The following is a 13,143-nucleotide window of genomic DNA, read 5'->3' as shown; positions in this document are numbered from 1 at the left end:
CCCCACCAATACTCCACGTAACCGCACCCCCCTCCCCACCTCGCTCGCCGATCATGCAGTTGTGGCACCGGACAGGACGGACTAAACCCCACATTCCTGATGCCACAAGTGCATGATCGGCGGCGTCAGGGGTGGCGCGGGGATGACGGTGGTGGTGGTTAGGGGATGAGGAGGGTGCGGATGGTGGCAGTGATGTGGGTGGGGCGGCGGTAGAGATCGTGGGCAGTGAAGTGGCGCATGCGCCAGCCCTCGGCGGCCAGCCAATTCATCCGCGCTCGATCCTGCCGAAGACGGTCAGGGTCGAGGTGGGAGAGCCCGTCGTACTCGATACCGACCCGGTAATCACGGTAGGCCAGGTCGAGCCGATAGATCCCCAGGCCGTCCCGGTCGTAGACCCAGCACTGAGGCTCTGGCACCGGCAGCCCGGCATCCACGAGAAGTAATCTCAGTTGGCTCTCCTGCCGGCATTCGGCCCGAGGGTCGGCCAGATCGACCAGACGTCGCGCTTGGCAAATGCCCCGCAACGCGCGATGGGCCACCAGCTCGTTGCGCAGTCCACCGAGGTCGCAGGCACCGACCCGTAGACACAGATCCAGCACTGGCAGGGCGTCCATCCGCCGCAACGTCCTTGCGAGGTCTATCGCGCACCGGGCGGCAGGCGCACACGGTACGCCGCGAATCCAGATCGGATTCCGTACCGGCACGACAGACTCGTGCGTCACAACTCCTCTGAGGCGGGGCACCACCAGGCCAGCGGGCACGATCACATGAAGATCCTCGGAGCGGGCGTCACCAAAGCCGTGCAAGAAGGCGCCGCTGTGGTAGCCGAGGACGCACCCGTCGGGTAGCCGGTCGAACACCGCGATGAGCTGGTCGTCGAGGCCAGATTTGGTCATCGCCCCATAGACCCCTCGGCTCAACCGAGCGAGCGCCCCTGCCTCAACCCGATACCTAACCTGCCCGCGACTCCAGCCGGATGCCAACAACTCGGAGTACCGAAACACATCTGCCACACCGCCGCACTGTCCTCCGACGGCGAGCCGGTTTCCGCCCCCTGTGGACAACCACAGCCTCTGTGGACAACCCCCACCCCACCCCCAACTTCTGCTAGACCAAGGTCCCGCGCCCGTCGATCATGCAGTTTTGGCATGCAATAAAGGGGTGTATTGGGTACATATCGACGACCACAACTGCATGATCGACGCGAGGGGTAATCAGTCGCAGCCCCAGCCGTCGTTGTCGCGGTCGAGGTCGTAGATGTCCGTGCCGACGACTCTCACCGGGCCGGTCACGTAGGCGGGTCCGTTTCCGCTGCCGCCGGCGCAGTCGACATCGCTGGCGATCGGCACACATGGCGTGTAGTTCGGATCGCATCGGGAGGTCGGTTTGGTGCCCTTGGCGACGACCTCGGTGACGGGCTTCTTCGTCACGACGGAGCTGACCAGTTCCTTACCTGTCCGCACCCCATCCACCACGGTCACCCGGTAGGTCAGTGTGCGTACGCCATCCACGCCCCGGGTGCGGACCACCCGCTTCCCCTCGGCCAATGAGGAATCCTGCACCGTACGGGTGCCATGCCTGATGGTCTTCTTCTCCACGAGGCGGCGCGTCTGCACCACAGGGGTAGGGACGGAAGTCGGGCTTGCAGGATTGCTGCTCGGTCCAGCGGGTTCGGTCACGGCCGAGTCACCACTGGCGGCGGGCATCGGTGTCGAGTCACCGGAGATGGCGGGTACCGGCTCCGCACCACCAGTAGCGGGCGCGACCGGCTCGGGTACGACGATGGCCGGGGCGGGCTCCTCGTTGGCCGCAGCACCTGTTCGCCCGGGTTCTGGTTCAGTAATGAAGGCGCCCACGACGGTGCTGCCCGCGCAGCAGAGCAGGACAAACGACATGAACACTCCACCCAGGATCATCGTGGCTCGATGGGCAGGGCTGAGACGACTGAACCAACTCGACGGTGGAACGGGCTGAGGCGGACCAGGAAAGGTCATCGGAGTTGTCACATTCAATGAGTCTCATCGGCGGTACTCGCGGCGCTATCCCCTGCTCCGTCGGTCGCCCGCACCGAAATGCACCGGTCAGCTCACCAAGAGGTCATGGCTGGGTTCCGATCGTCACCCTGATGAAACAACTGGCTCCTGACCGCTATCGGCCCGGTAGCGCCACGCGTGCAAAGGTATGAGCCGGAACCGGTCGGCCTGTCGTCGGTGATCCGGGGGTCATGGGGCTGGTGGCCGCTGACCGCCGGCCCTTGCCGGTCGCGCCAACGAGGTGGCCAGCACCATTAGCAGCGCGACTCCGAACATGGTCGTGCCGATGACGTTGACCTGCGGTGGGATGCCCCGCTGGGCGGCGCCCCAGACGTACATCGGGAACGTGACCGTGGTGCCCGAGGTGAAGTTCGTGACGATGAAGTCGTCGAAGCTCAGCGAGAACGCCAGCAGGGCGGCGGCCACGATGCCGGGCAGCACCAGCGGCAGGGTGATCCGCCGGAACGTCTGCCACTCACTGGCGTACAGATCCATCGCGGCCTCCTCCAGCCGTCCGTCCATTCCGGACAGCCGCGCCTTGACGGTCACCACCACGAACGACACGCAGAACATGACGTGGGCGATGACGATGGTCCAGAAGCCGAGCGGCACCCCGCCGGAGACGAAGAGGGCGAGCAGCGAGGTGCCCAGCACCAGCTCCGGCGTCGCCATCGGCAAGAAGATCAACACGTTGAGCCCGGACCGACCCCGGAACCGGTGCCGGGCCAGGGCGAAGGCCATCAGCGTGCCGAGTACGGTGGCCGCCACGGTGGCGAGGAACCCGATCTGCACGCTGCGCAGCACCGCTTCGCACATCCCAGAACTGGCGCACGGATTGCGCCAGTTGTCGAGGGTGAACTCGTTGAAGTCGTACGACAGCCGGCTCGACGGGCGGTTGAACGACAGTGCGGCGACCACGGCGATCGGCAGGAAGAGGTAACCGAGCACCAGCAGGGCCACGCCCATCACCCAGTGCTCGGCGAGCCAACGGGAGATGCGGGTCACGGGGCCCGCCTTTCGTTCGCGACTGCGGGGCTCCGCTGCGCTGCACTCCTCACGCTCACAGGACTTCCTCCGCGCCGGCACGGCGCAGGTAGCCGAAGACCACCGCGAGGATCGCCGACATCAGCAGGAACGACAGCGCCGCACCCTGCGGGTAGTCGAGCCGGACCAGGAAAGCCGAGTCGATGACATTGCCGATCATGTACTCGTTCGGGGTGCCGAGCAGTTCCGCGTTGATGTAGTCGCCGGTCGCCGGGATGAAGAAGAGCAGCGTGCCGGCGATCAGTCCGGGCATCGACAGCGGCAGGGTGACCCGGCGGAACGTCCTCAGCGGGCTCGCGTACAGGTCGCGGGCCGCCTCCAGCAGCCGAGGGTCGAGCCGTTCCAGGCTGGCGTACAGCGGCAGCACCAGGAACGGCAGGAAGTTGTACGTCAGGCCGAGCACCACCGCGACCGGGGTGGCCAGCAGCCGACCGTCCGGGCCGAGCAGGTGCACGTCGCGCAGCAGCCCGACCAGTGCACCGTTGTCCGACAGGATCGTCTTCCAGGCCAGCGTACGCACCAGGAGACTGGTGAACATCGGCGCGATCACGCAGACCAGCAGCAGGTTCTGCCACCGACCGGCCTTCTGCGCGATCGCGTACGCCAAGGGGTAGCCCATCAGCAGCGCCAGCACCAACGCGCTGCCGGCGTACAGGAACGATCGACCGAACTGGGGCCAGTACGCCTGCAACGCCGCCGGATAGTTGTTGAAAGACCAGGTCAGCTCGTACCCGGTGGAGAGTGAGCCGGTGGGGTCGTAGAGGCTGGCTGCGGCAAGCTGCGCCAACGGCACGGCGAAGAAGAGGAACAGCCAGGCGGTGCCCGGCAGCAACAGCAGGTACGGCAGGAGCCGGTGCCGCCCCGATCGGGCCGCCCGGGACGACGCGGGCTGCCCGGACCCGGTGGGTACGTCAGCCAGCGTGGCCTCGCGTCCACGATTCACGGGGACGCGCCGACCGACTCGTTCCGGACCGGGCTGGTCGCGTCCGCCTCGTCGGCGTGGCGGCCGAGCAGGAAGGCGTGCTGCGGATTCCAGTACGCCACGGCCCGTTCGCCGACATTGAAAAGCTGCTGGGCACCGCTGTTGGCGACGAAGACGCTCAGCTCGGTGCCCCAGCCGGTACGGAGCAGGTACTGCGTGCTCACCCCGAGGTAGGCGGCATCGGAGATCGTTCCGGCGAGATGTTGGTTGCCGGCGGGCACCTGGACCGCCGCCCCGGCCAGGTGCAGCTTCTCGGGACGTACGCCCAGAAAGACCGGCCCCTGGTCGGCGCGGGACCGCGCCGACGGCACGGAGAACCGCGCGCCGTGCGCGGTGACCAGCAGGTCTTCCCCGCTACGGCTGGAGACGGCACCGGCGATCAGGTTGGACTGGCCGAGGAAATTGGCCACGAAGGCGGTCGCCGGGAATTCGTAGATCTCGGCCGGCGGGCCGAGTTGCTCGATCCGGCCGGCGTTCATCACCGCGACCGTGTCCGCCATGGTCATGGCTTCCTCCTGGTCGTGGGTGACGTGCACGAAGGTGATGCCCACCTCGGTCTGGATTCGCTTGAGTTCGATCTGCATCTGGCGACGCAGCTTGACGTCGAGCGCGCCGAGCGGCTCGTCGAGCAGCAGCACCTCCGGGCGGTTGATGAGTGCCCGGGCCAACGCGACGCGCTGCTGCTGGCCGCCGGAGAGCTGGGCGGGGCGGCGTCGCTCGTACCCGTCGAGCTGCACCAGATTCAGCATCTGCCGTACGTGGTCGTCGACCGAGCGGATACCGCGCCGCCGCAGCCCGAAGGCGACGTTCTCGAAGACGTCCAGGTGCGGGAAGAGCGCGTAGCTCTGGAACACCGTGTTGACAGGTCGTTTGTACGGCCGCAGCCGGGAGACGTCGCGGTCACCGAGCAGGACCTGCCCGCTGGTCGGCTCCTCCAGACCGGCGACCATCCGAAGCGTGGTGGTCTTGCCGCAGCCGGACGCGCCCAGCAGGGCGAAGAACGAGCCCTGCGGAACGGTCAGGCTGAGGTCGTCGACCGCGGTGAAGGTGCCGAAGGTCTTGGTGAGGTTGGCCAGCGTCAGGTCACCAGCCGGAGTCTCCCGCGCCATCTCACGCACCGACAACCTGCTGGAACTTGCTCTCGTACTCGCGTTCCTGCTGCTCGTCCAGCGCCATGAAGACCCGGGACCTGGCGAGCATGGTCTCGTCCGGGAAGATCAGCGGGTTCGCGGCCAGCTCCGGATCGATCTTCTCCATCTCCGCCTGTGCCCCCTGCACCGGGCAGATGTAGTTCACGTACGCGGCGAGCTGGGCGGCGACCGCCGGATCGTAGTAGTAATTGATCAGCTCTTCGGCGTTGGCCTTGTGACTGGCCCGGTTCGGCACCAGCATGTTGTCGGACCAGAGCAGCACGCCGGAGTCCGGCACCACGAACTTGATCCGTTCGTCTTCGAAGCCGAGTTGGATGATGTCGCCGGACCAGCCGACGCACGCGGCGATGTCGCCCTTCGCCAGTTCCGGGGCGTAGTCGTTGCCGGTGAACCGGCGGATCTGCCCCGAATCCACGGCCCGCTTGAGCTTGTTGAGCGCGTCGTCGAACTGGGCGGCGGTGAAGTCCGCCGGATCGTGGCCGTTGGACATCAACAGCAGGCCCATGGTGTCGTGCATCTCGCTGAGCGCGGTCACCCTGCCCTTGAGATCGGGGCGGGTGAGCAGCTCGTCGATGGTACGGATCTCCCCGGTGACCCGGCCGTTGTAAGCCAGTCCGGCGAGCCCGGACTGCCACGGGACGGCAAACTGGTTCTCGGCGTCGAAGGGGCGGTTCCGCAGCGACGGCAGGAGGTTGGCCTCGACGTTCGGCAGCTTCGCCCGGTCGAGTTTCTGGATCCAGCCGAGCCGGATCATGCGAGCGGCCATCCAGTCGGTGAGCACCATGATGTCCCGCCCGGTGCTCTGGCAGGCGGCGAACTGGGTCTGCACCTTGCCGAAGAACTCGTTGTTGTCGTTGATGTCCTCGGTGTAGGTCACCTGGATGCCGGTGCTGCTGACGAAACCGTCCAGGCTGGGGCGCTTCGACTCGTCGTCGGGGTCCACGTCCAGGTACTGCGGCCAGTTGGAGAACGCCAACATCTTCTCCGCGCCGGACAGGTCCTCGCTGACGCATCCCTCCTCGGTCTGCTGCGCGGCCGGGGTGCCGCAGCCGCCCAGGGTGCCACCGGCCGCGAGCAGCGCGGCCGAGCCGAGGGTGCCGGTGAGCAGGCCACGCCGGGTGAAGGGCCGGTGGGCACTACGCATGTGACGGTTCCTATCGATGATCGTCGGCGACGGGACGGGGGTAAGCCTGCCGGCTGGGGCTGAAGAGCCGGCGGCGACAGACGAATGATCCTGACACGAGGCGAGGGTGCCAACCACGCCCTGGGCACCCCCTGCCTCGCCCTGGGCACCCCCCTGCCTCGCCCTGGGCACCCCCCTGCCTCGCCGCCGCGGCCACCTGCTCCATCCACAGGCTGCGCTATGCGTGCAGGGCGCCGGCGGTCGGCTGCTTTCTTCATCCAGACCGCTTGATCCACTCGGGCCACCCGCTCACCCAGGCCGGCCCCTCCCGGGCCACCCGCTCACCCAGGCCGGCCCCTCCCGGGCCACTCGCTCACCCAGGCCGGCCCCTCCCGGGCCACTCGCTCACCCAGGCCGCCCGACCCACCCAGGCCGCCCGACCCACCCAGGCCGCCTGATCCAGTCGACATGCTGCTTGATCCACGCGACATGCCGCATCCCGCGTCATCCAGGTCGCGTAAAACCGCAAGATGCCGCATCTCGGGACGACCGAGCGGGGCGAGGGCAACCGGTGACGGAGCCGGGCGACCGAGGCCGGGCGAGGGCGACGAACCCGGGCTGGGACACCGAATGCGGCGACCGGGCCGTAAGGCGAGTGGCGGCTCAGACGGTACTGCGGACGGTGCTGATGACGAAGGCACGCCAGGCGGTCGGGGTGAAGGCCAGGGTGCCGCCGGTTCGGTCCTTGCTGTCGCGCACCAGGACCCGGCCGGGCAGGTTGTCGGCCACCTCGACACAGTTGCCGCCGTTGTTGCTGCTGCGGGTGGCGGTGCGCCAGCGGGCGTCGGTCAACTCCATGTCGTCGCCACTTCCCTGATCAGCTCGATGGACCGTCGGCGGGGCAGCGCCTCACCGGTGACGCTCTCCCACCTCGCGCCCAGGCTAGCAAGGTCGGCACTGTCGGTCACCACCTGACCGCGCAGTTGATTGTCCAGATAGGCCGCCTCCGCGCCGTCCGGCATCCGGGCCAGCACGAACGGCCCGGCCAGGCCGGTGTGCCACGGGTTCTCCGCCGGAATCACCCGGACCTGCACGTGCTCCCGCTCGCCCAGCGCGGCCAGATGAGCCAACTGCTCGGCCATCACGCTTCGATCGTGGCCGACCGGCCGCCGCAGCACCACCTCGTCGATCACCGCGACGAACTGGAGTGGAATCTCCCGCTCCAGCACCAGCTGCCGCGCCAGCCGCGCCGCCACGATCTCGTCGACCTCCGTCGGCGACAGAAGGCCGCCGGTGGCCAGCACCGCCCGGGCGTACGCCTCGGTCTGGAGCAGCCCCGGCACGAGCAGCGGCTCGTACGACCGGAGGGACCTGACGTCCTGCTCCAGTTCCGCCCACGCCCGGAACCAGGGCAGGTCCCGGCGGCGGAATGGCTCCGGCCAGAGTTCGGCGGCCCTGCGCCCGAGGAGGTTGGCGACGGCGATCCGGGTCCGTGGATGCGGGATCCGCCCGTCCGCCAGCCAGCGGGCCGCCGTCTTCGGGTCGACGCCCACCTTGCCGGCCAGGGACTCGGCCGTCTCGCCCTTGTCCGCCATCGCCACCCGCAGCGCCTCGTTGCCCACTGTCCCGTTGCCCATCGCAGCCTCCCGACTCGCGTCACCCTCCGGCGCACGCTAGTCACCAGGAGTGGCCATGTCCGCCGGCTGCCGGCGTGTTGCGGCCAGGACTGTTTCGCGCATCCGAGATGCGCTCCAGATGCCCCCGAGACGCCCCGCAAACGGCATCGATCACGGCCAACCCAAAAGCGCGGCGGCCGCCCACCCGACCCCCACCCCGCCACAAGCGTTGATCATGAGGTTAGCGGCATTTCTAGAGATCAAAAACGCCGCTAACCTCATGATCAACGCACGACAGCGACGCCGGGTAGCGGAGGGGGTGGGTTAGTGGGTGGGGGGGATTACGCGGAGGTGGCCGCGGCGGGAGGAAGGGGAGGCGGCGGGGGGTGCGGAGGGGTGGTTCTGGTCGTCCTGAGGTGGACGGGGGGCGGGGCGGGCGGCCTCCCGAACCGCCTCGGCCAGGGCCACCAGGTCGTCCGTGGTCGGCGGCGGCGGCTCGAACTCGCCCTCGTGCCGGACCACCTCCCAGCCGCGCGGAGCAGTCAGGCTGCGGGCGTGCGGCTCACAGAGGTCGTACGTATGCGGCTCGGCGAAGGCGGCCAATGGGCCCACCACGGCGGTCGACTCGTTGTAGACATAGGTCAGCGTGGCGACCGCTTGCCGGGGGCAGCCGTTGCGGGAGCAGCGCCGTGGTGACCTCACCGGCGCAGGGTATCTCCATTACCGGCTCCGGCGCACCGCTTCGCGTTACGACACGCCCGTCTTGGTGATCACATTTCTCGTCCGTGGCCGCAACGCGCCACGAGTTCGGCGCTGACGCGGCCAGCAGCGGGCCGGAAGCTACTCTTTGGCTCATGACGAGCCCGGAGAACCGCCGCCCCGGCACCGGCCGGCGGGCGCACCGCGACCGGCACGGCCGCGGTCTGCGTGGGCGGCTGGTGCCGGCCACCGTGCCGCTGGCGCGGACCAAGGCGGAGATCTTCGATGATCTGGTGCTGGACACCGTCGAGACGCTGGAGCGTCGGTTCGCCAAGGAGCTGGCCGGGGTGGAGTTCGCCGTCGAGGACGTCCCGCCCGACCTGAACGTCTACGACTCCGACGTGCTGGAGGATGGCGAGGTGCCGCTGGCCCGGCTGCTACCCGGGCGACCCGGCCGCCAAGAGGTTCCGCCCCGGATCGTGCTGTACCGGCGACCGCTGGAATTTCGGGCGATGGACCGGGAGGATCTCGCCGATCTGGTCCACGATGTCATCATCGAGCAGGTCGCGAACCTGCTCGGCGTCGATCCGGACGAGTTGGCCTGATCACCGCCGGGCCGGGTGGAACGACCTTGACCGCGCCGGGTGGGGACGGTCCCCAACCGCCCCGCCCCACGTCGACTCAGGCCGCCCGGCGCTTGAGCTTGCGCCGCTCCCGTTCGGAGAGTCCACCCCAGATCCCGAACCGCTCGTCGTGGCCGAGAGCGTATTCGAGGCATTCCGTCTTGACCTCGCACCGCGAGCAGATGCGCTTCGCTTCGCGGGTCGAGCCGCCCTTCTCGGGGAAGAACGCCTCCGGATCGGTCTGCGAGCACAGGGCCCGCTCCTGCCACTCCGGCGCGTTTCCGAGCAGGTCGGCCGCCTCGAGTTGGCCGTCCATTCAGTTGCCTCCTTGTCGCGCACCGGCGTCGTCGCCGCTGCAACCCCCCACGCGAAAGGCGTGCTTTTGTCCGTCCGGTCCCGTTATCGTGCGTTCCGTGCGAACAGCCCCATTCAAATTACACGCGTGTAATGCGTGCGCCGTCAAGCCAAACTTGATAATGGAGTCGCCCTCCCGACACGCCTCCCGGACGGTCGTCCGTACCACCCGGTCTCGCCCTGCCCTATCGATTCAGACCCCGGCCGAGTAACGCCCTCCCCGGCGAGTTGCCCGAGTTTTCTCCCGTGGCGCACCGAGCGCCGCCGGAGCGATCCGACTTCGCATCAACGTGGAGAGAGCCGCTGGACCAAGATCCGTTGATCTTGACGGGCAAGGCTATCCCGACTTCGCCAACCCTGCCCGCCGAGCGGGTGAACGACGCCGCGTCCCGCCCACATTGTGGACGGGACACGGCGGGCAGAAGCTCCAGCGGTCAGTCGGGTGGCGCGGTCAAGCTGGCCGGTAAGGCGAATTCGGCGGCCACGCCACCGGTCACGGTGACCGACCCGCCGGGCGTGTCACTGTCCCACCAAACGGTATAGACACCCGCCGTGTGGTCCGGATAGACGGCACTGTGGAAGGTGACGTCCCGGAGCGTACGACCCAGTGGGTACGCGTGCCGCCGTCCCGATCGGGCGCGGCCCACCTCAAGCTCCCGACCGAGCAAGTGCCGTCCGGTGTAGGTCCGCATCCCGACGACCGAGGCCGGCCCCCGCCAGCGGTAGCGGTCGGCGCGGCGGCGCAACCCGCGCGACCGGCCGAGCCTCCGAGCGGGGGGTGCCGGCGGCGGTCCTCGCCGTGCCGCCGCCGGCATCGACAGGTACGTCCGGCGGCGGGCGAAGGTTCGACGCTAGGCCGCGAGGTGACCGTACGCAGTCGTACGCCTACGCGCCGGCCGACCGGCCGCCGCCGCGATGGCCCGCAACTGCTCCTCGGTTCGCGCCGAACCATTACCGGACCCGGCCATCCGCGAGATGGTCTCCTCCATCAGCGTGCCGCCCAGGTCGTTGCAGCCACTGCGCAACAGCTCCGCGGTGCCGGCGTCGCCCAGCTTCACCCAGGAGCACTGGATGTTGTCGATCCGGCCGTGCAGCAGCACCCGCGCCATCGCGTGCACCACCCGGTTCTCCCGCCACGTCGGACCGGGCCGGGCGATGCCGGCAAGGTAGATCGGGGCGTTGGTGTGCACGAACGGCAGCGCCACGAACTCCGTGAACCCGCCGGTGCGGTCCTGCACCCCGGCCAGTACCCGGAAGTGCGCCAGCCAGTGCGCGGGGTGGTCGACGTGGCCGTACATCATCGTCGAGCTGGACCGGATGCCCAGCTCGTGGGCCGTGCTGACCACCTCCACCCAGGCGGCGGCCGGCAACTTGCCCTTGGTGAGCACCCAGCGCACCTCGTCGTCGAGGATCTCCGCCGCGGTGCCCGGGATGGTGTCCAGTCCCGCCTCACGCAGCCCCGCCAGCCACTCTCGCACCGGCACTCCGGCCTTGGCGGCGGCGGTGACGATCTCCATCGGCGAGAAGGCGTGCACGTGCATCTGCGGTACCCGGGCCTTGATCGCCCGGACCAGGTCGGCGTAGATCGTCACCGGCAGCTTCGGGTCGATGCCGCCCTGGAGGCAGACCTCGCCGGCACCGGCCGCCCACGCCTCCTGCGCCCGGTCCGCGACCTGCTCCACCGAGAGCCGGTACGCGTCGGCGTCCCGTTCCCGCTGGGCGAAGGCGCAGAACCGGCAGCCCACGTAGCAGACGTTGGAGAAGTTGATGTTGCGGTTGACCACGTAGGTCACGTCGTCACCCACGGCGGAGCGGCGCAGCTCGTCGGCGGTGCGGCACAGCTCGTCCAGGGCCGGACCGTCCGCGCCGAACAGCGCCAGCGCGACATCGGTGTGCCGGGGCTCCAGCAGCGCCGCCGGGTCGTCGGCGGCCAACCTCAGACCGGCGCGCAGGTCGGCGTCACCGGAGCCGGCGGTGCCCCGCCGGCCAGTCCCGGCCCGGTGCACCGCCTCGGGCGTCGGGCCGCCGTGGACTCCCGCCCGCGCCGGTGGCACGGCCGCCTTCGCGGCGACCTCCGTCCAGTCGCCGTAGACGTGGTCGAAGTCGCCCCGGCGGTCGTCCGTACGCCCCGCGGTGTCGATGGTGGCGTGCAGGTCGGTCCGTCCGCCGAAGGTCTCGTCGGGCTCCTGCCACGGCCGGCCCACCGGGCGGGCCGCCTCGACCGCCAGCCCGGTCGTCGGGTCGGCGAGCGCGGTCACGTGCGGCAGCAGGCGGGCGTCCAGCCACGGCTCGCCGGCCTGGACGTACTCCGGGTAGACGGTCAACCGTTCCCGGAGCGTGAAGCCGGCCGCCGCGGTGCGGGCCGCCAGTTCGTCGAGCTGTGGCCAGGGACGCTCCGGGTTGACGTGGTCCGGGGTCACCGGTGAGACGCCACCCCAGTCGTCGATACCGGCCCGCAGCAGCAGGTCGTACTCGCCGGCGATGAGGTTCGGTGGGGCCTGGATGCGGGCCTTCGGGCCCAGCAGCACCCGGGCCACCGCCACGGTGGCGGCGAGATCGTGCAGCTCGGCGTCGGGCATCCCACGCATCGCCGTGTCCGGCTTAGCCCGGAAGTTCTGCACGATCACCTCCTGGAGGTGGCCGTACTCACGCTGGGCACGCCGAATGGCGAAGATCGCGTCGACCCGTTCGGCGAGGGTCTCGCCGATGCCGATCAGGATGCCGGTGGTGAACGGGACGCCGACCCGCCCGGCGTCGTCGAGCACCCGCAACCGCACCGCCGGTTCCTTGTCCGGGGAGCCGTAGTGCGGGCCGCCGGGCTCGGACCACAGCCGGGTGGCCGTGGTCTCCAGCATCATGCCCATGCTCGGCGCCACCGGCTTGAGTCGTTGCAGTTCCGCCCAGGAGAGCACGCCCGGGTTCAGGTGCGGCAGCAGGCCGGTCTCCTCCAGCACCGCCACGGCGCAGGCCCGGACGTAGTCCAGAGTGGACCCGTAGCCCCGTTCGTCCAGCCACTGTCGGGCAGCCGGCCAACGCTCCTCCGGTCGGTCACCGAGGGTGAACAGGGCCTCCTTGCAGCCCTGCGCCGCACCCGCCCGGGCGATGGCGAGCACCTCGTCGCGGTCGAGGAAGGCCGCCGGCAGCCGGTGCGGCACCGTGGCGAACGTGCAGTAGTGGCAGCGGTCCCGGCAGAGCCGGGTCAGCGGAATGAAGACCTTCTTCGAGTACGTCACCACGCCGGGCCGGCCGGCGTCCCGCAGACCCGCGTCACGGATCGCACCGGCGATGCCGAGCAGTTCCTCCAGGGCCGCGCCCCGGGCGGTCAGCAGGGTCGACGCCTCGTCGACGTCGAGCGCCCGCCCGGCGGCGGCGCGACGCAGTGCCCGCCGTACGCCCCCGTCACCCGGCCCGCGCTCGCTCTGATCAACCATCCGCTCAGCCTATGCGCTGCGGCCCGGTCCGGTCCCCGCCCCGTGGGCAACCGCACGTCGCCACGAGGACGGCGAGCCTGGCACGGC

At 69.5% G+C, this 13,143-nt stretch carries 12 protein-coding genes; 1 reads left to right on the top strand and 11 read right to left on the bottom strand.

Annotation, left to right across the window (positions count from 1 at the left end):
• Positions 1-158: 158 nt before the first annotated feature.
• The 9 genes from O7601_RS11245 to O7601_RS11205 all read right to left on the bottom strand — a co-directional run bounded on the left by O7601_RS11245 (position 159) and on the right by O7601_RS11205 (position 8,651).
• A complete protein-coding gene (locus O7601_RS11245; RefSeq protein ID WP_281566878.1) occupies positions 159-1,004 on the bottom strand; it encodes a type IV toxin-antitoxin system AbiEi family antitoxin domain-containing protein in 846 nt (281 codons plus the stop codon).
• Between the two features lie 210 nt (positions 1,005-1,214).
• Positions 1,215-1,679, bottom strand: coding sequence for a G5 domain-containing protein (locus tag O7601_RS11240; RefSeq protein ID WP_281566110.1), 465 nt, complete (start codon positions 1,677-1,679; stop codon positions 1,215-1,217).
• Positions 1,680-2,222: 543 nt separating this feature from the next.
• Positions 2,223-3,038: an ABC transporter permease gene (locus O7601_RS11235; RefSeq protein WP_281566109.1), complete on the bottom strand. Its 816-nt coding sequence runs from the start codon at positions 3,036-3,038 to the stop codon at positions 2,223-2,225.
• A gap of 55 nt (positions 3,039-3,093) precedes the next feature.
• Entirely contained in the window at positions 3,094-4,020 is a 927-nt protein-coding gene (locus O7601_RS11230; RefSeq protein WP_281566108.1) for an ABC transporter permease, read from the bottom strand.
• Positions 4,017-5,168 carry an ABC transporter ATP-binding protein gene (locus tag O7601_RS11225; RefSeq protein ID WP_281566877.1) on the bottom strand — a complete coding sequence of 384 codons (1,152 nt, stop codon included), beginning with the start codon at positions 5,166-5,168 and terminating at the stop codon, positions 4,017-4,019. The genes O7601_RS11230 and O7601_RS11225 overlap by 4 nt, the downstream gene beginning before the upstream one ends.
• Position 5,169: 1 nt before the next feature.
• Entirely contained in the window at positions 5,170-6,354 is a 1,185-nt protein-coding gene (locus O7601_RS11220) for a spermidine/putrescine ABC transporter substrate-binding protein (protein WP_281566107.1), read from the bottom strand.
• Positions 6,355-6,996: 642 nt separating this feature from the next.
• Positions 6,997-7,191 (bottom strand): DUF397 domain-containing protein, encoded by a 195-nt coding sequence (locus O7601_RS11215; RefSeq protein ID WP_281566106.1) that lies wholly within the window; start codon positions 7,189-7,191, stop codon positions 6,997-6,999.
• Positions 7,182-7,970 carry a helix-turn-helix transcriptional regulator gene (locus O7601_RS11210; RefSeq protein ID WP_281566105.1) on the bottom strand — a complete coding sequence of 263 codons (789 nt, stop codon included), beginning with the start codon at positions 7,968-7,970 and terminating at the stop codon, positions 7,182-7,184. Before O7601_RS11210 ends, O7601_RS11215 begins: the two co-directional genes overlap by 10 nt.
• Positions 7,971-8,273: 303 nt before the next feature.
• Positions 8,274-8,651: a DUF3499 domain-containing protein gene (locus O7601_RS11205; RefSeq protein ID WP_281566104.1), complete on the bottom strand. Its 378-nt coding sequence runs from the start codon at positions 8,649-8,651 to the stop codon at positions 8,274-8,276.
• 152 nt (positions 8,652-8,803) lie between these two features.
• Here O7601_RS11205 and O7601_RS11200 point away from each other — a divergent pair, with 152 nt between their 5' ends.
• Complete coding sequence (locus O7601_RS11200; RefSeq protein WP_093406503.1) at positions 8,804-9,253, top strand: metallopeptidase family protein; 450 nt, start codon at positions 8,804-8,806, stop codon at positions 9,251-9,253.
• A 76-nt stretch (positions 9,254-9,329) separates the two neighbouring features.
• Here O7601_RS11200 and O7601_RS11195 read toward each other — a convergent pair whose 3' ends face one another.
• On the bottom strand, positions 9,330-9,587 hold the full coding sequence (locus O7601_RS11195) for a WhiB family transcriptional regulator (RefSeq protein WP_013731688.1): 258 nt from the start codon (positions 9,585-9,587) through the stop codon (positions 9,330-9,332).
• An 889-nt stretch (positions 9,588-10,476) separates the two neighbouring features.
• A complete protein-coding gene (locus O7601_RS11190; RefSeq protein WP_281566103.1) occupies positions 10,477-13,056 on the bottom strand; it encodes a bifunctional FO biosynthesis protein CofGH in 2,580 nt (859 codons plus the stop codon).
• Positions 13,057-13,143: the final 87 nt, after the last annotated feature.

The sequence above is a fragment of the Verrucosispora sp. WMMD573 genome (assembly GCF_027497175.1).
GTDB lineage: Bacteria > Actinomycetota > Actinomycetes > Mycobacteriales > Micromonosporaceae > Micromonospora.
This window is presented reverse-complemented; position numbering and strand designations above follow the sequence as displayed.

Bases quoted from the DNA above. Each gene is read 5' to 3' on its own strand.
- O7601_RS11215 (WP_281566106.1), bottom strand. From the start codon at position 7,191: ATGGAGTTGACCGACGCCCGCTGGCGCACCGCCACCCGCAGCAGCAAC.
- O7601_RS11195 (WP_013731688.1), bottom strand. From the start codon at position 9,587: ATGGACGGCCAACTCGAGGCGGCCGACCTGCTCGGAAACGCGCCGGAG.
- O7601_RS11190 (WP_281566103.1), bottom strand. From the start codon at position 13,056: ATGGTTGATCAGAGCGAGCGCGGGCCGGGTGACGGGGGCGTACGGCGG.
- O7601_RS11210 (WP_281566105.1), bottom strand. From the start codon at position 7,970: ATGGGCAACGGGACAGTGGGCAACGAGGCGCTGCGGGTGGCGATGGCG.
- O7601_RS11200 (WP_093406503.1), top strand. From the start codon at position 8,804: ATGACGAGCCCGGAGAACCGCCGCCCCGGCACCGGCCGGCGGGCGCAC.
- O7601_RS11225 (WP_281566877.1), bottom strand. From the start codon at position 5,168: ATGGCGCGGGAGACTCCGGCTGGTGACCTGACGCTGGCCAACCTCACC.
- O7601_RS11220 (WP_281566107.1), bottom strand. From the start codon at position 6,354: ATGCGTAGTGCCCACCGGCCCTTCACCCGGCGTGGCCTGCTCACCGGC.